The sequence below is a fragment of the Nocardia sp. NPDC051321 genome (assembly GCF_044455225.1).
Lineage (GTDB): Bacteria > Actinomycetota > Actinomycetes > Mycobacteriales > Mycobacteriaceae > Nocardia.
This window is the reverse complement of the sequence record NZ_JBITEM010000005.1, coordinates 266,803-288,662: the sequence shown is the minus strand read 5'-3', so window position 1 is coordinate 288,662 and position 21,860 is coordinate 266,803. Positions and strand designations below refer to the sequence as shown.

Sequence of the window (21,860 nt, the reverse complement as noted above, 5' to 3'; positions counted from 1 at the left end):
AACAAGTGATTCGCCCGGACCCATGCCAGGGCACAGAAAATCCGACGGTCAACGACCGCAGGCGCAGTTCCCGATCAGAACGGTCGGGACACCGGAGCGTGACGGTGCACTGGCAGAGCCCAGGCCTCCGCGCGCAGCCGCAGGTAGTACACGCTGGCCGCGCACGCTCCGTTCATCTCCAAAGTGCCCATGTCCGCAAGATAACGCATCGCCAACGTGCCCCGCGACCGATTATTCACCGACGGATTGAGCCGGTTCGAGCAGATTCCGGCGCAGCGCGGCGATCAAGTCGGCGTCGACGCCGAGCAGATCCGTCGTATATCCGTGCACAGAGCCATGTTCGGCCGTCAAGGCGTCCAGGAACAACCGCATTACCTCGGCGGGTGCCCGCCCGTACCCTGGCCACGTCAGCTCCTTGCCGGGATACGCGGCCCGCCAGTCCGCGACGAGGCGTTCGGTGGCCAGTTCGGTCAGCGTGAAGTCCTCGATGATTCGTTCTTCGGAGACGCCGAGCAGGGTCAGCACGAGTGCGGCGAGCAGCCCGGTTCGGTCCTTTCCGGACGCGCAGTGGAAGACCGTCGGGCCGTCGGCTTCGGCGATAACCTCGAGGGCTCGGCGGATTTCGGCGACGCCGTCATTGGCGACCTCCACGAAACGCTCGGCAAGATAGGGCCCCGTCTCGATTTCCGGACCGAGCGCCGCCTGATCGTACGGGCGATGCTCGATGCTGAGGTTGTGGTAGGCGAGCGACGGGTGGTGGCGGACCTGGCCTGCCCGGTCGATCTCCCAGGGGTAGCGCAAATCGATGACGGTCGTGACTCCCAGGTTCAGAAAGCTTGTCCAGTCCTCGTCGCGCAGCTTGCTCAGGGAGTCGGAGCGAAACAGACGCTGCCATCGCACTACCTGTCCGTCCTCGGTCGGGTAGCCGCCCAGATCGCGGAAATTGTGTAGTCGTTCGAAGTGGATGTGTCTGTTCACCACACGAACCCTATGTCGGCCGCCCACAACGGCGTTCACGGATATTCGGGCGGCATCGCCAACACACCATAGGGCACACTATGATCATGAACCTGCGTTCGGTAGCCGAGCTGGTCAGGGTGACAGCGGCGGGTGAGAAGGTGGACTATCTGCTGTTCTGGGGGCATCAGCCGGAGCGGAGCGGACGGATCGGGGCCAGCTGCCTGAGTCAGTGGTGGCCCGCGTTGTTCGTCGTCGACGGGACGGAGTTCGCGTCGGCCGAGCACTACATGATGTGGGGCAAGGCCCAGTTGTTCGGGGACGCGGAGAATGCCGAGCGGGTATTGGCGGCGCCGACACCGAAGGACGCGAAGCGGCTCGGGCGGGAAGTCCGTGGCTTCGACGGCAACCTGTGGAGCGAGCATCGATACGACGTGGTGGTGCGTGGGAACGTCGCGAAGTTCGGACAGCACGCGCAGTTGCGGGAGTATCTGCTCGGCACCGGCGATCGGGTACTGGTGGAAGCCAGTCCGGCAGACCGGATCTGGGGGATCGGGCTGGCCGCCGACAGTCCGAAGGCCGAGGATCCCGCACGGTGGCCGGGGCTGAACCTGCTCGGCTTCGCGCTGATGGACGCGCGCGCGGAACTACGTGGCGGTCAGCCGACCGACTGATCGGCGTTCGTGACGCGCTCCTCGTCGGCACACGCGCGCCAGACGCGAGCCTCGGCGTAATTGCCTTGGCGGTCAAGGAGTTCGGCGAGCCCGGCCATCGCGCGCGGCTCGCGGCGTTCCGCCGCGGTCCGCCACCAGCGTTCGGCGTCGGCCAGATCGCCGCGGCGGAAGCGAACGACGCCCAGGTCGTAAGCCGCGCCGGGATGGCCCGCGTCGGCGGCCTGTGTCCACAGTCCGCACGCCTGGTCTTCCTCGCCGCGGCCGTACATGGCGACGCCCAGGTCGTAGAGGGCGGTCCGGTAGCTGGTGTCCTGCGCGGGCTCCGCCTCGGCGGGTCTCGTCTGCATGGGACGGGTCGGCGCGGACTGCACGCCGGGGCCGTACTTGGCGTCGGAGCCGAGGTGCGGCGTCGGGCCGGGTTGTGCTCCGCTGGGTGGGTTCGGTTCCGGCTGTGGGTTCGGTGCGGGCTGTGCGCTTGGGCCGGGCTGTTGGCTCGGTGCCTCATGTGGGTTGGGTGCGGGCTGTTGGCTCGCACCGTTATGCGGATTCGGTGCCTTGTGCTGATTCGATGCGGGTTGGGGGTTCGCAGCGGGCACCGGGTTCGGCACCGGCGGTGGATTCGATGCAGCCTGCGGTGCGCTGGCATTCGGGCTCGGGCCGCCGGGTTTGGTCTGTGCCGACTGCATGGTCGGGTGGTGCGAGTTGTGCTGTGTCGTCGACGGATAAGCGCCGGTCGGATTTGTCGGCAGGTTCGGCATCGAGCGCAGCGGGTGAGTGTGCTGGGCATCCGGCACGGGTTGCGGTTCCGCCTGTGCGGCCGCCGGAGTGGCCTGCACCTCGACGACGAGGTTGGCGAAGTTGGCGGGGCCCTCGCCGATGCTGCACCACAGGACGATTCGGCCATCCGGTGTGTTCTCGATGACGATGCCGTAATTGCCGATCCAGGACTTCTGCTCGCCGAAGCCGTCGACCCAGACGGGCGTCAGCGTCACCAGGGTGCCGGGGGCGGTGCCGATGATGTCGAAGCTGATGCCGCCGACCAGGGCGTCGGACCACACGTCGACGCCGGCCAGGCGGCGACCGTTCAGGGCGACGTAGCCGTCGACGACCGACAGGCCCATGCCGAGCCCGCGCAGCCCGGCCGGGGGAGCGGCGGACAGCAGCGTCACCGTAAGGGTGGTCGGCTCGGGCCCGACCTGCTCGGTGTACATCGGATAGACCTTGCTGCCACGCAAGACGATGGGTTCGGCGCTCTGATAGCGAGCGGAAAGCGGCCGGTCGTCGGGCGAATTCCGAGCCACCCATGACGAATAGGGCTCGTTCATCGATGCCCGCCTTTCCGCCGAATGCGTCGTGCCGTCCTTGCGCTGTGCGGCGGGGTATACCGTACCTGCCGTAGCCGGGAAAGGCGCAGCGATCCGACGGCCCCCAATGTTAGGGTGGCGTTCCTGCCAAGGCCAGGGTTCGCGCCGTAGAAATTATTCGCCCAGTGGCAAAAACGTTGTTTGTCCGAATTGGCGTGCTGTCGCATCAGCGTCAGGCACAGCGTGTCCGGTGATCACACCGAGCGGGCGACGATGCGTTCCAACGCGGCCAGGTCCTGCTCCAACATGCGGAACAGCCAATACGCCCCGACGAACGCGAGCGCGCTACCCACACACAGCACCCGCACCGCCACGATAACCGCCGGAATGTCCTCGGGCGGAATGAACGTCGCGCCCGCGACACCGAGCAGCGGAACGGCGGCGGCGATCGCCAGGAAATAGGTGCTGCGGCGATCGAGCTGGCGCAGTCGGCGCGCGTCCGGTGCGCCGAGCCCGCCGTGCCGCAGAAACATCGGATACAGCGAGCGCACCGCGTAAAAGTTGACCATGAAATACGGGTACGCCATGGCGATGGCACCGCACACGATCTGCGTGATGAAGAAGTGCAGGTACGACGCCGAGGTGATCTGGTTACCGGATGCCCGCACCGAAACCGGGACTACCACGCCCGCGATAACCCACAGTGCGAAGCAGGTCAGCACATTTCGCTTGCCGAGCTGCAGAGTGTCGCTGCGCGCGCGGGCGAGAATGGCCGCGTCGTAGGACTTTCCCTTGCGCAGCCCGCGCGAAATCGACCACAGGTTCGCGAGGAGCACATTGGTGACCACAAAGCCGATCAGGAAGCACAACCCGTAAGTGGTGACGGCGATCTGGTCGAACCGGTGCTGCGCCGGCGCGTCGAGCTTGTTGATGATCAGTGTCCGATTGTGGTTGTAGCTGTACCAGATCGCCAGCGCGTTCGGCACCGCGATGGCGAGCGCCATGATCGGGTGCATGAGCTGGCGCGCCCGCAGCCGGCAGCTGGTCGGTGGCGGGTCGACCAGGTCGCGGGCGCGTGCGTCGAGGCAGACCTCCAGTTGCTGGGCCATGTCCGCGCCGCGCGGCCAGCGGTTGCCGGGTTCCGGGTCGAGCGCGCGAACCAACGCGCGTTCCAGCGCCGCCGGACAGTCCGCCGGAAGGTCTTGATACGGCAGTGCTTTCGGGCTGCCGGAGCGGCGCTCCAGCATGCCGTCCAGCGCCGTGCGGTCGCCGCCGGTCACCGAGTCGTCGTCGAAAGGCTTGCGGCCGGTGAGTAATTCCCACAGCACCACCGCGAGCGCGTAGAGGTCGCTTCGGGTGTCGAGATCCGCGGCCGTGCCCGTGCGATCCGGATGCACCGCAGCCAGCTGCTCGGGCGACATATAGGCCAGCGACCCGCCGAAATAGGCAACCGGGCTGTCGCCAGAGACATTGCCGCTGAAGCTGATATTGAAGTCGGCGAGCTTGGGAATGCCGTCCGCGGTGAGCAAAACATTCGCCGGTTTGATATCGCGGTGCAGCACACCGACATTGCCCGCGTAATCGAGCGCCTCGGCCAGCCTGCGGCCGAGCCAGGCAATGGTTTCCGGCCAGGACAGTTGGGCCAGTTCCGCGCGCAGCGGTGATTCGCTCGGCCTGATCTCGCCCTTGTCGGCCAGCACCGTGTCGATCACGTCGAGCAGCAACGTGCCGTCGCGCTGTTCTTGCGGTGTCACCCGAACCCGTTCGAGCACGGTGAACAACGTTCCGCCCGGCACGTACTGCATGTACAGCAGCCGCAGCCCGCGGCTCTCCAGCACGCGCTGATCGAAGACTCGAACGATGTAGTCGTGATCCAGCTGTGCCAATGTCTGCGGCTCGGTGCTTTTGTCGCGGGAGATCTTCACCGCGACCAGCCGCTGCATCGACCGTTGCCGCGCCAGGAACACCCGCGCGAACGCGCCGCGCCCGAGCCCGGTCATCAGATCGAAGTCGTCGATCTTCTGCCCGACCTCGATATCGTCGAGATTCACCGGCTCGGCGGCCGAGAGCATCGTGCTGTGATAGTCGTCGGTCGCCAGCATCTCCGAAAGGTGTTCGGCCTGTTCGGGATACGCCGCGGTGTACTCAGCGACCCGCACCGACGTGCCCGCCCGCCGCCGGACGTGGAACTCCTCGTAGATGAGATCCGGCGGCAACGGCCAGGTCCGCAATTCGGGCAGCTCCGCCACATACTCCGCGAGCCGTTTCGGCGCCGCGCCGCGTCCCCAGCGATGGGCAAGATCGACCTTGATCAACTCGATCAACGAGACCCGTCGAATGCCGGGCGAGTCCGGCAGATAAGCCAGCAGATCCGGCGGCTCAGCACCCTCGCGCCACGCCTCGGCAAACCGTTCGACCACCTCGGCGACACCACCCCCGCGCGATAGGCCGGGCGAACGATCCGATGCGACCGTCGCCCCCGAAACCGCCGGGGCAGGGTGCGCCATCTGCGCATCGTAGCCCCGCCGCCCGCCGGAAACCCGATGTTTGCCCTACTCGGTAATCCGCCGGACGGCGAATAGCGATTTACCCGTCGCCATGGGCTTTGGGGAAGGCCCAGCGGGCGTAGGTGTTTTCGGGGCGCACGGTGATGACGTCGCAGGATTTGACGAGGGGGTCCGCGGCGCCGTCGAGATGGTCGAGCGTCGGTGTTATTACCGCCTCGGCCTGGTTTATCTGGACCGCGGTCTCCAGTTGGTCGAGGCGGTATTCGGTGTCCGCGTCGAAGACAATGGTTTTGCGCAGATCGTAACCGAGTCGCTTTGCGAGGCTTCGGATCTGGGTTTCATCCCAGGCCTGCTGCGCGCCAGAGATATCGCGCCGCAGGTAACCGAGCGCGGTCGCCCTTTCTGTCATCATCACCACCCCTTCTCGCAGTACGAAGTTGACCTGACGCGCATCACACCACCCTGTAGCCCGCCCCCGAGCCTCCTAAACCTAACTCGCTATTGCCATGGAGAGCACCGGTTTCGGGTACCGGAACCCTCGACTGGGGAACGCCTCTACCGGAAGGGTGCTGGATGGGTAATTCCGGGTGTGCGATTGGCTGCTGTGATGTGTTGTGCGGCAGTCGATTACGGGGGTTTATCGGCTGGTCAAGCCTGCCCGGTGTCGAAGCGTGCGACCTGCCCGCCGTCCACGGTGAAGCGCCACTTGCGCTGGTGTAGGTCTTCGGCACTGCCGTCGTCGGACATGGTGGCGTCCGGGGTGCGGGTGCCGTGCAACGCGCTGGGGTCGTCGCTGTTGACGGCGGTCGCGAAGGCGCGCACGGCAGGGTCGGTCAGCTGATCCGTGGGAATCATCAACCCAGTCTCCCACCCGTGCCTGCGGGACAGTGGCCGAAACTGGTAACCGTACGGCTACCGATCGCACCTGCGGGAGTTATCTGTAACCGACGGTTACAGATAACTTTGGGAGGATTGCGGGAGGGATTTCAGTCGCGGATCAATCACGCGGCCCCCCGAGATGTAGCTAGCGTACCCGCTGCGTCGGACGGCCGCTACCGTGCCCCGGGCTTTGCGATAACTCCGTGAAACCGACCAAGCGCTTGCTACGCTCGCCGCATGATCTCCACGACGGTGTGGGGCACCGGCAATGTCGGCCGGGCGGCCATTCGAGCCGTCGAGGCACATCCGGCGCTGCAACTCACCAGTGTGCTCGTGCACAACCCGGACAAGGTCGGGCGCGACGCCGGGGAGTTGAGCGGTCTCGACTACCGGGTCGGCGTCGCGGCCGTCGCCGACATCGACGCGGTGCTCGCGACGAAACCGCGCGCGATCGTCTACGCGGCATCCGGCGATATCCGCCCCGACGACGCGCTCGCCGACATCGTCCGTGCCCTGCGCGCGGGCGCGATAGTCGTCACGCCCGCGCTGTACGCGCTCTACGACCCGCGCAACGCACCGGCGGAGATCCGCGACCCGGTGCTCGCCGCGATCGCCGAAGGCGGCGGCTCGCTGTTCGTCTCCGGCGTCGACCCCGGCTGGGGCAACGACGTGCTGCCGCTGCTGATCAGCGGACTCGGCGGCACCGTCGACGTGATCCGCTGCCAGGAGATCTTCGACTACGCCACCTACGACCAGCCGGACTCGGTCCGCTACCTGGTCGGCATGGGTCAGCCGATGGACTATCAACCACCCATGCTCGCGCCGACGGTGCCGACCATGGTGTGGGGCGGCCAGATTCGGCTGATGGCGCGGGCGCTCGGCGTCGAACTGGACGAGATCCGCGAAACGCTGGAGCGGCGCCACCTCGACACCACGATCACCACCCCGTCGATGGGGGAGTTCGCGGCGGGCACCCAGGGCGCGGTGCGGTTCGAGGTGCAGGGCATCGTCGCGGGCGAGCCGCGCATCATCGTCGAACACATCACCCGCATCCACGCGTCCTGCGCGCCGGACTGGCCCGCGCCGGCCGACGGCGACGGCGCGCACCGGGTGATCATCGAGGGTCGCCCGCGCATCGAGGTCACCATCGAGGCGTCGGACGAGAACGGCAATCGCGCCGCGGGCGGAAACGCCACTGCCGTAGGCCGTTTGGTGAGCGCCATCGATTGGCTCGCCGACGCCGAACCCGGACTCTATGACGCGCTCGATATTCCGCTGCGTCCGGCAGTCGGCAAACTCGGAAGGAAGAATCCATGATCATCGATATCCCCGAGGGCAAGGACCCGATCGGTTACGTCTGGGGCGAAATGGTGCCCGGTATCGGCGTTGCCGCGGCACAGTTCTCGATGTCGGTGTATTCGCACAGCACCCTCGGGCTGCGCGAATTCGAGGCGGCTCGGCTGCGCATCGCGCAAATCAACGGCTGTATCTTCTGTCAGGACTGGCGCACCGAACGCGACGGCAAGAAGGTGGAGCCGGAGTTCGCCGACGCCGTCACCGACTGGCGCCTGACCGAAGCTTTCGACGAACGCACCAGGCTCGCCGCCGAATACGCCGAGCGCTATGCCCTCGATCATCACGGCATCGATGACGAGTTCTTGACTCGGATGCTCACCGAGTACTCCCAGGTCGAACTCGTGGAACTCAGCATGAGTATCGGTTCCTGGCTGGCCTTCGGCCGATTGAATCGCGTGCTCGGCCTCGACACCGTTTGTGTGCTGCCCGGCCATTCGGCCGCCTGACAAACGATTAGCGCTGTCCGGTCGTTCGCTTCGGCACCCAGGCGGGTTGGCCGTCTACCAGCCCGGTCTCGAACAACTCGGGCGCGTCGACGACAGCCTGGAGATGGTCGTGTGCCTCCTCGAGGGAAAGGCTGGCCGGGTATCGGATGTATTCGAGTGACGCGGCGATGCGGGCCTCGAATTCATGGCGAAAGTCATTGTCGCCGACGTAGGTCAGCGCGATGCGTCCCCGCCAGGCGATGGCGTGGGTGCCGTCGGGGCGGCGGGTGAAAACGACCTCCTGGTCGGCCACCGAATCGTGGCCGAGCAGGTAGATGTTGAAGGCGAGATATTCGAGCTGATCGAGCTCGATGAGCGGCAGCGGATCGGCCGTCAACCGTTGTGGCGTCAACTTTTTCAGCTGGAATGGATTACCGGGCGTGGCGGCGAGCAATCCGGTGCCGTCGTCCTCGCCCCAGTAGGTGGACGACAACGTGCAACTGCGGTAGTTCTGCCACACCTCAGGCGACGACCAATCCCCGGCCCCCATGCCACTTTCCGGCTCTCCCGCGGCCACATACTCCGCCGACCGCAGGTGCAGGTCGAACCATAAATTGCCGTTCTCGTCGATCCGCCCGGTCCACGCGAACTCCTCGATCGCATGTCCGTCCGGCCACGGGTTTCCCGGAAAAACAATCCAACCGATGGTCGGATTGTCTTCCAGGTCGATCCTTTCCATGTGACGAACCTAGCGACCGGCACCGACACACCGCGAACCAGTAGTCGTTAGTTGCCGTCCACTCAGGCGTTGACCACCGTTTCGTCACCGGCGTCGGGGGCCTGCTCGACCGTGCGCTTCGGCCCGGTGAACCAGGTGCGCGCCGATACCAGCCACCAGATGCCGATCGCGCCGACCACGCCGACCAGCGCGATCGGCGCGTAGTTGACCGTGTTCCAGGTGAACTCGCTGTTCCATGGATAACCGCGGTCGTCGGTGGGCAGGATGAACAGGACGCTGATCAGGACGATCCAGATCAGCGCAACGATGCCGATCGGGCGATACCAGCGGCCGAGTTGCCAAGGGCCGGTGCGGAATCGGGTCCCGTGCAGCTGCCGAAGCAGGATGGGTATCCCGTAGGCGATGTAGAGACCGATGGTCGCCACCGAGGTGGCGGCCGCGTAGGCGGTCGGCGCGTTCTCGGCGGGCACCAGCATCGACGGAATCAACAGCACGAACGCGAAGACCGAGATGAACAACACCGCGTTCACCGGCACCCGCTTGGCCGAAAGTTTCGACCAGAGCGCCGATCCCGGTACCGCGCCGTCGCGGGCGAACGCGAACAGCATGCGCGAGGCCGAGGTGACCGAGGCATATCCGCAGAACAACTGCGCGATCGCGGCGATGACCAGCAGCAGCCCGGACCAGAACGACGTGAGCGAGTTCTCCAGGATGTAGATCACCGGATAGCCGCTGTTCTTCGTCGGATCGAGGGTGTCGTCGAGATTCGGAATCGCGAAGGTCACCGCCATGATGAGCAGATATCCGGCGATCGCCGACACCACGATGGTGTTGATGATGCCTTTCGCCGCCATCCGCGAGGCGTCGTGGGTTTCCTCGGACATGTGCGCGGACGCGTCGTAGCCGGTGAAGGTGTATTGCGCGTGCAGCAGGCCGAGCAGGAAGCTGAAGGCGACGCCGCCGAACCCGACCCCGGCGTTGTCGACGGTTTTGGTGAACACGAACTCGACGCTCTGATGATGATTCGCGCCGAACGCGAGCACCAGCACGAATATCGCCACCCCGCCGACGTGCCACCACGCGGAAATGTTGTTGATCACCGCGGACAGATGCGGCCCGATCGCGTTCAGCACCGCGTGCAGCACCAGGATCACCAGGAAAACCAGGAAGATCGCGGTGCGGTCGGTGCCGATATCGATGCCGATCACATTCAAGACCACGGTGGTGAAGATCGCGGCCCCGTAATCGATGGCCGCGGTGACCGCGATCTGGCCGATCAGGTTGAACCACCCGGTGAACCAGCCCCAGACCGGCCCGCCGAGCTGCGACGCCCACCAATACAGGCCGCCGGAGGTGGGATAGGCGGACGCCAATTCCGCCATCGCCATGCCGATGAACAGCACCATGATCGAGACAAGCGGCCAGCCCCAGGCCATGGTGATCGGGCCGCCATTGGCCAAACCGATTCCGTAACTGGCCAATCCGCCGGTCAGGATGGAGACGATGGTGAAACTGATGGCGAAGTTCGAGAATCCGGACCAGGATCGGGCCAATTCTTGCTTGTAGCCGAGTTCGGCGAGCCGGCGTTCATCGTCGGACGGAGACGGGGTATCACTCATATACAGCTCCCGGGTGTAAACGCTGCCCTCACACAGCGTTTGCCAGAAGATCAGTCTGCGGTAAACCCGGGTCGACCGCACGGCAACCAGGAATACCGCGGCAAATCGCGCCGACCCCCTGCCAGGGCCCGTCGGCCGTCGGCCGTAGCGTGAGACGTATGGAGCGACTGGTGGTCATCGGTGGTGACGCGGCAGGCATGTCGGCGGCCTCGCAGGCACGCAGGCTGCGGGGCGCGAGCGAGCTGGAGATCGTGGTGTTCGAACGCGGCCGGTTCACCTCGTTCTCCGCGTGCGGCATCCCGTACTGGGTTGGCGGCGCGGTGCTCGAACGGGACGCGCTGATCGCCCGCACGCCAGAGGAGCATCGATCCCGCGACATCGACCTTCGGCTGCGCACCGAGGCGACCGAGATCGACGTCACCGGCCGCCGGGTACGCGCCCGTGACCTCGAGTCCGGCACCGAATCATGGACGGACTACGACAAACTCGTCATCGCCACCGGTGCCCGCCCGATCCGTCCGCCGCTGCCCGGCATCGACGCACCTGGCGTGCACGGCGTGCAGACACTCGACGACGGGCAAGCGCTGATCGACACCCTCGAACGCACCGAGGGCAAGCGCGCGGTAGTGGTCGGCGCGGGCTACATCGGGGTCGAGATGGCGGAGGCGCTGATTCAGCGCGGCTACGACGTCACGATGGTGCACCGCGGCCCTGAGCCGATGTCGACGATGGACCCGGATATGGGTGCGCTGGTCCGAGATGCCATGTGCGGCATGGGGATCAAGGTGGTCGGCAATGCCGAGGTGAGCGAGATTCGCACCGACGCACAGGGTCTGGTCCGCGCGGTGGTCGCCGACGGTGCCGAATACGGCGCGGATGTCGTGGTGCTCGGGATCGGCGTGCGCCCGGACACGGAACTGGCCCGCGCGGCGGGCCTGCCGCTGGGGGAGCACGGCGGACTGCTCACCGATCTGGCGATGCGCGTGCGTGGCCACGAAAACATTTGGGCGGGTGGCGATTGCGTCGAGGTGCTCGACCTGGTGTCCGGGCGTGAACGCCATATCGCCCTTGGCACCCACGCCAACAAGCACGGGCAGATCATCGGCACCGGTGCCGGTGGAGGTTACGCGACCTTCCCTGGCGTCGTCGGCACCGCGGTCAGCAAGGTCTGCGACCTCGAGGTAGCGCGAACCGGCCTGCGCGAGAAGGACGCCCAGGCCGCGGGGCTGCAGTTCGTCACCGTCACCATCGAATCCACCAGCCGCGCGGGCTATTACCCCGACGCCGCGACGATGACGGTGAAGTTGCTCGCCGAGCGCCGCACCGGTCGCCTGCTCGGCGCGCAGATCGTCGGCCGCGAGGGCGCGGGCAAACGCGTCGACATCGCCGCCGTCGCGCTCACCGCGCGGATGACGGTCGAGCAGATGATCGCCCTCGATCTCGGCTACGCGCCGCCGTTCTCCCCGGTGTGGGATCCCGTCCTGGTGGCCGCGCGCAAGGCGGTCACCGCGGTGCGCGAGCGCGAGTAGCGCTCAGTAGTCGGCCATCAGCTCCAGCAGCTCCGCCTTGCCGAACATGACGGCGGCCTCGCGGGCCGACGGGGTGCCCCCGTCCGGGTCGGCCCCCGATTCGATGAGCAGCCGGGCGATCTCGTTCTCGCCCTTGAAAACCGCACCGGCCAACGGGGTTTGGCCCTTGTCGTTGGCCCGGTTCGGGTCCGCGTCCCGATCGAGCAGCGCCGCGACGGCATCGCGATGGCCGTGGTATGCGGCCAGCATGAGCAGTGTGTCACCCGATTCGTTGGTCAGGTCTGGGGAGACCCCGGCGTCCACGTAGCTGGCCAGCGAGGCGGCGTCCCCCTGCTGCGCGAAGCCGAACAGCTTGGTGGCCAGTTCGATGATCTCCGGATCCATGTCAGCGCCCATTGGCCCATTCCTACCATGCCCCGATGACACTCAGCCCGAGGTCGTGCGCTTGCTCATTTCGGCGCGCACCTTCTTCAGGTCGGCGACGAAGGCGGCATAGGCCTCCGCCCGATCGGGCGCGCGCAGCACCGCCGACGGATGCACCGTGGCGATCGCCCGGTAGTCCGGCATCGAAACGACGTGTCCGCGTTGCTTACTCACCTTGAAGGCCGGGTCGATCACCGCCTGCGCCGCGATCGCGCCGAGGCAGACGACCAGCTCGGGCCGAATCAGTGCCAATTCGGCGGTGATCCAGGCCGAGCAGGCGACGATCTCGGTGCGGCCCGGTGCCTTGTGGATCCGCCGCTTGCCGCGCTCGACGAACTTGAAGTGCTTGACGGCGTTGGTCAGATAGAGGGTCTCGCGATCGAGTCCGGCGTCGGCCAGCGCACGGTCGAGCAGGTGCCCGGCGGGTCCGACGAAGGGGTGCCCCTGCTGATCCTCCTGATCGCCGGGCTGCTCACCGACCAGCACGACAGCCGCGTCCGCCGGACCCTCCCCGAAGACGGTTTGCGTCGCGTGCCGGTACAGGTCGCAGCCCCGGCAGCCGCAGGACGCGGTGCGCAGCGTCGCCAGATCGGGGGTGTCGGGGACGAACTCGTCCGCGCCCGGGGCCTTCATCACGCCTCCTGGGTTTCCCGCGCGTAGGCCGGATAGACCTCGGCGCGCAGCAACCCGGCCAGGTGCGCGGCATTGCGGGCCACCGCCGCGGTGGCCTGCTGGACGGCGTCGGGGACCTGGTACAGATCCTTGTAGTCGACCGAACCCATCGCCTGCCCGTTCCAGTAGGTGCCGCCCTGCGCGGGGACGGTGAACCCGATGTCGTTGAGCGCCTGGAACAGATCCGCGACGATCTTGTGTGCGCCGTCCTCGTTGCCGACCACCGCGGCGATCGCGACCTTGCCGACCATGCTCGGCCTGCCCTCGTCGTCGGTCTCCGATAGTTCCGCGTCCAGCCGTTCGAGCACGCGCTGCGCCACCGACGACATATGCCCGACCCAGGTTGGTGTCGCGATGAGGACGATATCGGCGCTCGCGATCATCTCGCGCAGCATCGGCCAGGCATCCCCGTCGCCCTCGTCGGCGCTCACCCCGGGCCGCACGTCGTAGTCGACCACCCGGACCACCCGGCCGTCCACGCCGTGGCGTTCGAGCTCGTCGAGCACCTGCCCGGCCAGCAGTTCACTGCTCGACGGTTCGGGCGACTTCTTCAAACTGCACACCAGCGCAACAGCCGTCAACGCGGTCATCGGGTCGACCTCCTTCGGGTGGGAGCGTGCTGGCGAGGTACCCGTTTTGCGAGGGATCACTCGGCAGGCCGCCGAAGGGCCCTCCCACCTGGTGTACCGGACGGGATAGGTCGGTATAGTCGCCGCGGATGAGTAGTGTGACCACCCGCGTTGAGCCGGAAGCCAAGAACCGTCGACTCGGCGTCGCTGGGTGGCTGGCACCGGTCCTCTGTATCGCGTTCGCCGCGTTCTGCTTGCTGCTGCCGACCTGGCCCTTCCACAAGATCACCGGTGGGTTCATCGACCTGCAGGTGTATCGCCTCGGTGTGGACGCGCTACGGCATGGCCACGACATGTACGGACAGCTGCCGCAGACCACCATCGGCGCCGGGCTGCCGTTCATCTATCCACCGTTCGCCGCGCTGGCGCTGAGCCCGTTCGCGCTGCTGCCCTGGCACGCGGCCGCGTTCACCTTCTTCGTGTCCTCGGTGCTCGCGCTGGCCCTCACCATGTACCTGGTCGCCCGGCGGGTGTGGCCCGGCGAGGATCAGCGCAGGCTGGCCCTGGTGGCGACCGCGTGCGCGACACCGCTGGCGCTGCTACTCGAGCCGGTGCACTCGACGCTGGACTTCGGTCAGGTGAACCTGCTGCTGATGGCGCTGGTGGTGGCCGACTGCCTGGCGATAAAACCGCGCTGGCGGCGCGGCATGCTGATCGGCGTCGCCGCGGCCATCAAGCTGACGCCCGCGGCGTTCGTGCTGTATTTCCTGGTGCGTCGCGACTACAAGTCGGCGGCAACGGCGGCGGCGACCGGCGCGGCGGCCACCGCGCTCGGCTTCGCCGTGCTGCCGCACGAGTCCGCGAAGTACTGGTTCGGCGGCATGGGCAATGTGTCCGGCTTGAGCGGATCGGCGTTCCACACGAACCAGTCGATCCAGGCGGTGCTGTCCCGGTTGCAGGTGCCCAAGCCGCTGTTCACCATCGTGTGGCTGGTTCTCGGTGCCGCGCTGCTGGTGCTCGTGGTCGCGGCCATGCGGCGGGCCGCCGACTTCCCGCCGCTCGCGCTCGCCATCAACGCGGTCTTCACCCTGCTGCTGTCCCCGATTTCCTGGTCGCACCACTGGGTCTGGATCGCCCCGGCGCTGGCAGGCGCGGTCGGCTACGCCACGCTGTTGCCGCGCAGGCAGGCCATCGGCTGGTGGATCACCATCGCTGTCATGACCGCGGTCTTCGTGTACGGCCCGCAGAACTGGCTGCCCGACGGCGAACATCGCGAAACCCAGTGGACGCCATGGCAACACATCATCGGCAACACCTATGTCTGGTTCAGCGTGCTGCTCGTCGCGCTGTACTTCGTCGCGGGTCGCCGCGCGGCACGGGTGCCGGAACCCGTCCCCGCGCTCGTCCCGCAGCACTAATTCTGACCACCTAGTGTTTGCTGCCGGAATCCCCGGGTAGGGCCGTCAGTGACGGCACCCTGCCGTCGCCGACAGAATTACTCGAGGCAAGGAGGGATTCATGGCCGCCCGACGTGGCTTTGCCGCCATGGACGCGGAGCAGCAGCGCAAGATCGCCAGCCAGGGTGGCAAGGCGAGTAGCGGCAGCTTCGACAACGACCCGAAACGCGCGAGCGAGGCAGGCAAAAAGGGCGCGGCGGCGCAACCGACCGCGGCCAAGCGCCTCGGCGGCGAACGCAGCCACCTGAACCGATAGTCGAAAACAGCCGATGGGCGGGGCACTTGCCCCGCCCATCGCCCGTCCCGGAAGGGATAACAGTTCGATGCGCTTGCGCCGCAGTACGGTGTACGGCCCCGGCTTGACCCGGGTCAGACGTGGCCGCGGGTTTTCCTACGCGACCACCGACGGTGACGCGGTGTCCGACGACGAAACCCTGGACCGCATCAAGGCTTTGGTTATCCCGCCCGCGTGGCGCAAGGTGTGGATCTGCCCGCACCCCAACGGCCATGTGCAGGCGGTCGGTGTGGACGCGGCCGGCCGGCGGCAGTACCTGTATCACGAGCAGTGGCGCCGGGAACGGGACGAGGAGAAGTTCGACCGTGTGCTCGAACTCGCCGCCCGGCTGCCCGAGGTGCGGCGGCAGGTCAGGGCCGATCTTTCGGAACAGCGGCTCAGCAAGCGACGTGCCGAGGCGGTGGCGATCGAACTGCTGGATCGCGGCGTCTTCCGGGTCGGCGGTGAGGAATACGCCGAGGAGCACGGGACTCGCGGGGTCGCAACGCTATTGCGCGAGCAAGTCCGATTGTCGGGCGACGAAATGCTGTTCGACTATCCGGCCAAGGGCGGTATCCGGCGGCGGGTGTCCATTCGGGAACCTTTGGTGGCCAAGACTATTCGGGCGCTGCGGCGCTGCAAGTCCGGCTCGGAGCGGTTGCTCGTTTACCGTGCTGGCGCCGGTTATCGGGAACTGCACGCCGACGACATCAATCTCCGGTTCAAGGAACTGGCGTGCTGCGAGTGCAGCGCCAAGGACCTGCGTACCTGGCAGGCAACGGTTTTGGCGGCGGCGGACTTCGCCTCGACCGAACGCCCGGCGTCGAAGACCGGGCGCAAGGCAGTGGTGAAGAAGGTCATGGAAGACGTCGCGACGGCACTGGGCAATACGCCGACCGTCGCGCGTAACTCGTATGTTGATCCGCGCGTGGTGACGGCTTTCGAGAACGGGTCGACCATCGCGTCCGCGCTGCGCCGCGCGCGCCGGGCCGATTCCGACGATGCCCGCCGAGAGCTGGTCGATCAGGCGGTCATCCGGCTGCTTCGCAAAGTGAAGTAGATCCGCCGCGCGAGACGTCGCGCAAGGGCGGTGCAAGGGTGCCGCAATCGGCCGACGGCACAATCGGATTCATGAACGAGACATGTGATGTAGTAGTAGCCGGGGCCGGTCCAGTGGGGCTGATGCTGGCTTGCGAATTGCGGCTCGCCGGGGTGGATGTGCTCGTGGTCGAGCGGCTCGACGAGATCGATCCGACACTCAAGGCGGCGGGGGTCAATGTGCAGACCGCGCAAGCGCTCTACCGGCGTGGGCTGCTGCCGGAACTGATCGCCGATCAGGAGCAGGCGCGCAAGCGGATGGGGCTGTTCGTGCGGTCCCGCGGCGAATCGACCGGTGCCGAGCAGCCCAAGCTGCAGTTCGCCGGGCACTTCGCGGGCATCATGCTCGACATAGACCTCATCGACACCGACAATTCCGCTTTCGCGGACGTGGGCCCCGCCGGCGAGGTGTTCTTTGTGCCGCAGCAGAACATCGAGGCCACCCTCGGGCGGTACGCCGCCGAGCTGGGCGTAACCGTGCGACGCGGCGTCGAGCTCACCGATTTCACCGAAGACGGCGACGGCGTCACGATCCGGCTCGGCGACAGCGCTATTCGGGCAGGCTGGCTGGTCGGTTGCGACGGTGGCCGCAGCATCGTGCGCAAGCTGTCCGGCTTCGACTTTCCCGGCCTCGACCCGGAACTGACAGGTCATCAAGCGCTGGTGGAGATGAACGGAGCCGAAGGGCTGACGCCCGGCTGGACGACGACCGACACCGGCATGTACGTCTATAACCCGACGATGGGCCGCATCCTCACGGTGGAGCTCGACGGACCGCCCGCCGACCGCACCGCGCCGATCACCGCCGCGGACCTGCAGGCGAGTTTGCGTGCCGTGTCGGGTGTTCCGGTAGAGGTCACCGCCGTGCACTCGGCCACCCGGTTCACCGACAACACCCGTCAGGTCACCGAGTATCGCAAGGGCCGGGTCCTGCTGGCAGGCGATGCGGCACACGTACATTCGCCGTTCGGTGGGCAGGGACTCAACCTCGGCGTCGGTGACGCGGTGAACCTCGGCTGGAAGCTGGCCGCGGTGGTGCGGGGCCGGGCGCGGGAAGACCTGCTCGACACCTACACCACCGAGCGGCATCCGATCGGCGCCTGGGTGTTGGACTGGACCAGGGCGCAGGTCGCCCTGATGCGAACGGACAAGCGCAGCAGGGAACTTCGCGCGGTGATGGCCGAACTGCTGGCCACCCGCGACGCCGCGACCATGGTGCTCCGGAAGATATCCGGCGTGCTGCACCGCTACGACCTCGGCGGCGGTCACGACCGCGTCGGTGCCGCGGTGCCGGACTTCGAGCTGTCGGACGGAACCAGGCTCGGTGAGCACTTCGTCGACGGCGGCGCGGTACTGTTCGACCTGGCCGATTCCGCGGGATTGCGTGCGGCGGCGGCACCTTGGGCGTCGTCGGTCCGGGTGGTCACCGCAAAGGCTGCTCGACCGAGGAAGCTGTCGGCGATGCTCGTTCGGCCCGACGGGTTCGTGGCGTGGGCCGCGGACTCGGGTAGCCGAGATGGCCTGGAGGCGGCCTTGATTCGCTGGTTCGGTGCTGCGGCGTAGTTCATGCGAGCTCCAGCCGTGGGCCGAGGTGGATCGCGAGATACACCTGATTGCGCAGTGCGTTGGCTTCCTCGTCGGTGAGGGTGCGGGTCAGCGGCCGAAGAATCAGTCGCACAACGGCATTCGTCTGGCCGGGGACGATACCGAGCCGGTACCTGGCCTTTTCGGAGAGCTCGGCCCACGGCGTCCGTGCCGTGACGAGTACCGACTCGATGTCGTCGACCCGATCGTGCAGCACCTTTCGCACCGTGTCGCCGAGGGTTTCGTCGTCGGTGTCGTCGGCGATCACCACCGACAGGTCGCGGCGGATCGGCGGCAGCATCGAAACCGGCCGCCACGGTGACAGATCCCGCAGCTGATCGGCGATGCGCGGATTGGTGGACCGCAGATAACGGATATCGGGAATTCCCTTGCGCAGCATCAGCGCTCGGTCCAAGCCCATGCCGAGCGCGGTGCCGGACCAATGCGAGGGATCGAGCCCGGCCCCCGCGAGGACATGGTCGGCGATGAGACCGCATTCGGCGAGTTCCAGCCACTCGTCGCCGAGTCGCACATCTACTTGCCGTCCGAGGGCGGTGTAGGGGTGCCGGGCGGGCGTCGTGCGCCACTCGGCGCCTGGAAGCACCGCCTCGACCAGGTGGGCGACCATCTCCCGCACATCGCCGTCGCCGGTATCCGGGCGTGACCGCAGCCGCCACAGGTCGACCTGATGTGGTTCGCCCACGTGGATTCGATCGACGACGTCCCTGCGGTAGACCAGGCCCGGGATGACGATGAGGTCGTCGACCTCGGTGGTCACCCCGGTATAGCAACGCAGGGTTTCGGGGATGTCGGCGCTGGTGTGGCTGCGCAACATGGTGGTCGGGCTGACGTAGCGGGTGTAGCGCGTATCGCGGGTGACGTCGGCCGGGTCGTAACCCAGCTTGTCGTAGTTGTCCACGACGGCGACGAGCGGCGAATTGCGCACCACGCGCGCCGTCGACGCCCACGCGCGGATCAGTGCGTCGACGGTCCCGTCGAGCAGTGCCTGCATGGCGTGCGGGCCCTGCGCGGCGTCGCTCAGGTCGCGCACGGTCAGCGCGCGCGACAGATCCAGCGGAGTGAGATAGGTAGGCATGCGTAATTCCTTTGGTAGCCAGTCGGATTCGGTGAAACCCCCGAACCGGCGACGGCCACAGGAACTACGTGTTCAGGCGCACGCAGCGAACCCCGCGGCCGACTGACGGCCCGGGGTGCGGAAATCGCGTGCGCGTGTTCATGAACAAAAGCGTAAGGGATCGACGCCTGGTGCGGTAGTCGGCTCCAGGAGTTCGCGGTGTCGCAACGGGTTCCGGGGTCAACGCCCGTGGCCCGCCGACAGGCGCTGAGCGACGTCGGGGAGCCGGCCGACCATCGAGATGGTGAATTCGACCAGTAGATCGATGAGACCGTCACGGTCGACATCGAGGCCGCCGTCGAGCCAGACCAGGACCAGTTCCGCGGCGCCGCCGGTGATCAGCTGCGAGGTCGCGGCGACGGCGGTGTCGTGGCCCGCGGGGAGGTCGAGCACCAGGCGGGTCTGCTCGATGATGACGTCGGCGACCCGGCGCATGCCGTCGAAGCGGCTGCGCATCAAGACTTCGCTGCCGTAGGCCTGGGCGAACACGACCTGCGCCCGCCGAGGGTCGTCGGTGAGTTCGACGATGAGGGCGGCGACCCCGGCGCGGATCTTGTCCGGCGGCGCGCCATCGGTGCCTGCGACGGCCGCGCGTGCGGTGTCGAGCGCGGCGTCCTGGATCTCCAGCAGTAGCTCCGAGGCGAGCGTGTCCAGATCGGGGAACGCCTCGTAGAAGAAACGGGGCCCGACCTTGGCCTGTTCGCAGAGCCCGCGCACGGTGAGCGCGGAAAGGCCCTGGGTGCCGACGATGTCGAGTGCGGTGTCCAGTAGCCGCCTGCGCCGATCTTCCCGGCGTTCGGCGGTCGAGGTGCCGCGGTAGGTGCCGCTGAATGCTCGGGTCACCCGAGCAGCCTTGCACAAGAGAAGTCGGGAAACAAATGTTTACGGAAACGCGTGTTTCCGATATGGTCTGAAGGGATCGCAGCGTCGCGAAGGGACGGCCGTCATGAGTCTTCTGGTTCCCCCGAAAGTCACCGATGTCCAAGGGGATGTCCGTCGCTTACGTGCGCGAGTCGCCAAACGTGCGCAAACGTGGGGCGCTCGCGTCGCCGGTCAGTACCCGTCCGCCGCGCTCGCGCTGGCCGATCCGCCGCCGGGCAGTGGATTGCGGCCGGTGCCCGGCGATTTCGGTGCGCCGGGAATCGGCTACACTCTGCACGCGCTGAGCGATCCGATCGCCCTGACACGCAAGCGCTTTCAGCGCTACGGGCCGGTGAACTGGATGGGTATCCTCGGCCGTAAGACGGTCGGCGTCGGCAGTCCCGTGGCCATCGAGGCCGTGCTCATGGATCGTGACAAGGTCTTCTCGGCGCAACGCGGCTGGGAGTTCTTGATCGGCCCGTTCTTTCGCGGCGGATTGCTGCTGCGGGATTTCGACGAGCATCTGTTTCATCGCCGGATCATGCAGCAGGCATTCACCCGGCCCCGGCTGGTCGGCTACCTGGACCTGACGACCCCGCGGATCACCCGCGACGTCGCCGGGTGGCGGCCGAGCGAGCATTTCCCGGTCTTCGACGCGATCAAGCAGATTCTGCTCGCGCAGGCCACCGAGGTGTTCGCCGGTGCCGAACTAGGTCCCGAAAGTGTGGTGCTGGAACGGGCTTTCGAGGACGCGGTGCACGGCGCGACCGCGCTCATCCGCACCAACGTGCCCGGCGGGGCGTGGTCGCGCGGCAGGCGCGGACGGCGGATTCTCGGCGACTACTTCCGCCGCGAGCTGCCAGCCAAGCGTGCGGGCGCGGGCACCGACCTGTTCAGCGTGCTGTGTCATGCCGAAACCGAAGAGGGACATGCCTTCTCGGACGCGGAGGTGATCGAGCACATGATCTTCGTGATGATGGCCGCGCACGACACCAGCACCATCGCCGCGTCCATGCTCGTCTACGAACTCGCTCGCCATCCGGAATGGCAGGATCGGCTGCGCGCGGAATCCCGCGCCCTCGGCAAGCCCGCCCTCGACTACGGCGACCTCGATCAGCTGCCCGGCCTGGACCTGGCATTCAAAGAGACGCTGCGCCTGTACTCGCCGGTGGCGCAGCAGGTGCGCGAAACCACCCGGGACACCGCCATTCTCGGCTACTACGTGCCGGCGGGCACGCTGGTCATGATCGGCGCGTACCCGATGATGCGCACCGAGGATTACTGGCACCACGCCGACGTCTTCGATCCGGAGCGATTCGCCGCCGACCGACGGGAGGACAAATCCCACCGACTCGCCTGGGCGCCGTTCGGCGGCGGCGCGCACAAGTGCATCGGCCTGTACTTCGGCGGCATGACCGTCAAAGCCCTTCTGCACCAGATGTTGTTGCAATACAGCTGGTCCATCCGGCCGGGCTACGAGGTCCCGCTGGTATCGGGCACCGGCCCCATGCCCGCCGACGGCCTGCCCATCCGCCTGGAACGGCTGCCCGCATGAGGATCACCGCCGACCGCACCCGCTGCGAAGGCCACGGTATGTGTGAAGCCTTGGCGCCCAACCTGTTCCGTGTCGGCGACGACGGCATCGTCGAGCCGCCCACCGACACCGTCGGCGACAACGACCTCCTTCAGCTCGTCGTGGACAGCTGCCCGGTCGAGGCCCTGCGCCTGACCTGAGTGCCGAGCCGCAGTTGGCTTCGTATTTGCGGAGATCCAGGCGAGATCAAGAGTTTGGAACCTT

22 protein-coding genes are annotated in these 21,860 nt (G+C 67.0%); 10 read left to right on the top strand and 12 right to left on the bottom strand.

Translation table 11 applies throughout. The features are described from left to right. Positions 1–231: 231 nt before the first annotated feature. Positions 232–978 (bottom strand): tyrosine-protein phosphatase, encoded by a 747-nt coding sequence (locus ACIA8C_RS13590; protein ID WP_397134301.1) that lies wholly within the window; start codon positions 976–978, stop codon positions 232–234. A gap of 86 nt (positions 979–1,064) precedes the next feature. Here ACIA8C_RS13590 and ACIA8C_RS13585 point away from each other — a divergent pair, with 86 nt between their 5' ends. Continuing rightward, complete coding sequence (locus ACIA8C_RS13585) at positions 1,065–1,631, top strand: NADAR family protein (protein WP_397134299.1); 567 nt, start codon at positions 1,065–1,067, stop codon at positions 1,629–1,631. Here the strand turns inward: ACIA8C_RS13585 and ACIA8C_RS13580 are convergent. The 4 genes from ACIA8C_RS13580 to ACIA8C_RS13565 form a co-directional block, all read right to left on the bottom strand. Continuing rightward, positions 1,616–2,956: a hypothetical protein gene (locus ACIA8C_RS13580; protein ID WP_397134297.1), complete on the bottom strand. Its 1,341-nt coding sequence runs from the start codon at positions 2,954–2,956 to the stop codon at positions 1,616–1,618. The genes ACIA8C_RS13585 and ACIA8C_RS13580 overlap by 16 nt on opposite strands. A gap of 233 nt (positions 2,957–3,189) precedes the next feature. After that, positions 3,190–5,442 carry a serine/threonine-protein kinase gene (locus ACIA8C_RS13575; RefSeq protein WP_397134295.1) on the bottom strand — a complete coding sequence of 751 codons (2,253 nt, stop codon included), beginning with the start codon at positions 5,440–5,442 and terminating at the stop codon, positions 3,190–3,192. A gap of 79 nt (positions 5,443–5,521) precedes the next feature. Beyond that, entirely contained in the window at positions 5,522–5,854 is a 333-nt protein-coding gene (locus ACIA8C_RS13570) for a hypothetical protein (RefSeq protein WP_397134294.1), read from the bottom strand. 236 nt (positions 5,855–6,090) lie between these two features. Beyond that, a complete protein-coding gene (locus ACIA8C_RS13565) occupies positions 6,091–6,297 on the bottom strand; it encodes a hypothetical protein (protein WP_397134292.1) in 207 nt (68 codons plus the stop codon). Positions 6,298–6,558: 261 nt separating this feature from the next. Between ACIA8C_RS13565 and ACIA8C_RS13560 the strand changes: the two genes are divergently transcribed. Both ACIA8C_RS13560 and ACIA8C_RS13555 read left to right on the top strand, forming a co-directional pair. Next, a complete protein-coding gene (locus tag ACIA8C_RS13560) occupies positions 6,559–7,638 on the top strand; it encodes a dihydrodipicolinate reductase (RefSeq protein ID WP_397134290.1) in 1,080 nt (359 codons plus the stop codon). After that, complete coding sequence (locus ACIA8C_RS13555; RefSeq protein ID WP_397134288.1) at positions 7,635–8,123, top strand: carboxymuconolactone decarboxylase family protein; 489 nt, start codon at positions 7,635–7,637, stop codon at positions 8,121–8,123. The genes ACIA8C_RS13560 and ACIA8C_RS13555 overlap by 4 nt, the downstream gene beginning before the upstream one ends. Before the next feature lie 7 nt (positions 8,124–8,130). Here ACIA8C_RS13555 and ACIA8C_RS13550 read toward each other — a convergent pair whose 3' ends face one another. Beyond that, positions 8,131–8,841: a hypothetical protein gene (locus tag ACIA8C_RS13550; RefSeq protein WP_397134286.1), complete on the bottom strand. Its 711-nt coding sequence runs from the start codon at positions 8,839–8,841 to the stop codon at positions 8,131–8,133. A gap of 62 nt (positions 8,842–8,903) precedes the next feature. Beyond that, positions 8,904–10,460: an amino acid permease gene (locus ACIA8C_RS13545; protein WP_397134284.1), complete on the bottom strand. Its 1,557-nt coding sequence runs from the start codon at positions 10,458–10,460 to the stop codon at positions 8,904–8,906. 158 nt (positions 10,461–10,618) lie between these two features. On the opposite strand from ACIA8C_RS13545, the gene ACIA8C_RS13540 reads away from it, so the two are divergent. Next, complete coding sequence (locus tag ACIA8C_RS13540) at positions 10,619–11,989, top strand: FAD-dependent oxidoreductase (protein ID WP_397134282.1); 1,371 nt, start codon at positions 10,619–10,621, stop codon at positions 11,987–11,989. Between the two features lie 3 nt (positions 11,990–11,992). Here ACIA8C_RS13540 and ACIA8C_RS13535 read toward each other — a convergent pair whose 3' ends face one another. From ACIA8C_RS13535 to ACIA8C_RS13525, 3 genes are read right to left on the bottom strand one after another with little or no spacing between them, the layout of a single operon-like run. After that, on the bottom strand, positions 11,993–12,385 hold the full coding sequence (locus ACIA8C_RS13535) for an ankyrin repeat domain-containing protein (RefSeq protein WP_397134280.1): 393 nt from the start codon (positions 12,383–12,385) through the stop codon (positions 11,993–11,995). 30 nt (positions 12,386–12,415) lie between these two features. Next, complete coding sequence (locus ACIA8C_RS13530) at positions 12,416–13,045, bottom strand: UdgX family uracil-DNA binding protein (RefSeq protein ID WP_397134278.1); 630 nt, start codon at positions 13,043–13,045, stop codon at positions 12,416–12,418. Further along, positions 13,045–13,674, bottom strand: coding sequence for a flavodoxin family protein (locus ACIA8C_RS13525; protein ID WP_397134276.1), 630 nt, complete (start codon positions 13,672–13,674; stop codon positions 13,045–13,047). Before ACIA8C_RS13525 ends, ACIA8C_RS13530 begins: the two co-directional genes overlap by 1 nt. A gap of 128 nt (positions 13,675–13,802) precedes the next feature. Here ACIA8C_RS13525 and ACIA8C_RS13520 point away from each other — a divergent pair, with 128 nt between their 5' ends. The 4 genes from ACIA8C_RS13520 (at position 13,803) to ACIA8C_RS13505 (ending at position 18,045) form a co-directional block, all read left to right on the top strand. Further along, complete coding sequence (locus tag ACIA8C_RS13520) at positions 13,803–15,071, top strand: glycosyltransferase 87 family protein (protein WP_397134274.1); 1,269 nt, start codon at positions 13,803–13,805, stop codon at positions 15,069–15,071. 100 nt (positions 15,072–15,171) lie between these two features. Beyond that, the gene (locus tag ACIA8C_RS13515) at positions 15,172–15,366 is read left to right on the top strand and encodes a general stress protein (protein WP_378725710.1); all 195 of its coding nucleotides are present in this window, start codon (positions 15,172–15,174) and stop codon (positions 15,364–15,366) included. A gap of 67 nt (positions 15,367–15,433) precedes the next feature. Further along, positions 15,434–16,444 (top strand): DNA topoisomerase IB, encoded by a 1,011-nt coding sequence (locus ACIA8C_RS13510; protein ID WP_397134272.1) that lies wholly within the window; start codon positions 15,434–15,436, stop codon positions 16,442–16,444. Positions 16,445–16,515: 71 nt separating this feature from the next. After that, a complete protein-coding gene (locus tag ACIA8C_RS13505) occupies positions 16,516–18,045 on the top strand; it encodes an FAD-dependent oxidoreductase (RefSeq protein WP_397134270.1) in 1,530 nt (509 codons plus the stop codon). A 1-nt stretch (position 18,046) separates the two neighbouring features. Here ACIA8C_RS13505 and ACIA8C_RS13500 read toward each other — a convergent pair whose 3' ends face one another. Next, positions 18,047–19,162, bottom strand: coding sequence for a hypothetical protein (locus ACIA8C_RS13500; protein WP_397134268.1), 1,116 nt, complete (start codon positions 19,160–19,162; stop codon positions 18,047–18,049). Positions 19,163–19,381: 219 nt separating this feature from the next. Beyond that, positions 19,382–20,044, bottom strand: a complete 663-nt coding sequence (locus ACIA8C_RS13495) for a TetR/AcrR family transcriptional regulator (RefSeq protein ID WP_397134266.1) — start codon at positions 20,042–20,044, stop codon at positions 19,382–19,384. A gap of 103 nt (positions 20,045–20,147) precedes the next feature. On the opposite strand from ACIA8C_RS13495, the gene ACIA8C_RS13490 reads away from it, so the two are divergent. Continuing rightward, the gene (locus tag ACIA8C_RS13490; protein WP_397134264.1) at positions 20,148–21,617 is read left to right on the top strand and encodes a cytochrome P450; all 1,470 of its coding nucleotides are present in this window, start codon (positions 20,148–20,150) and stop codon (positions 21,615–21,617) included. Beyond that, positions 21,614–21,796, top strand: a complete 183-nt coding sequence (locus ACIA8C_RS13485; protein ID WP_397134262.1) for a ferredoxin — start codon at positions 21,614–21,616, stop codon at positions 21,794–21,796. The genes ACIA8C_RS13490 and ACIA8C_RS13485 overlap by 4 nt, the downstream gene beginning before the upstream one ends. The last annotated feature ends 64 nt before the right edge of the window (positions 21,797–21,860 follow it).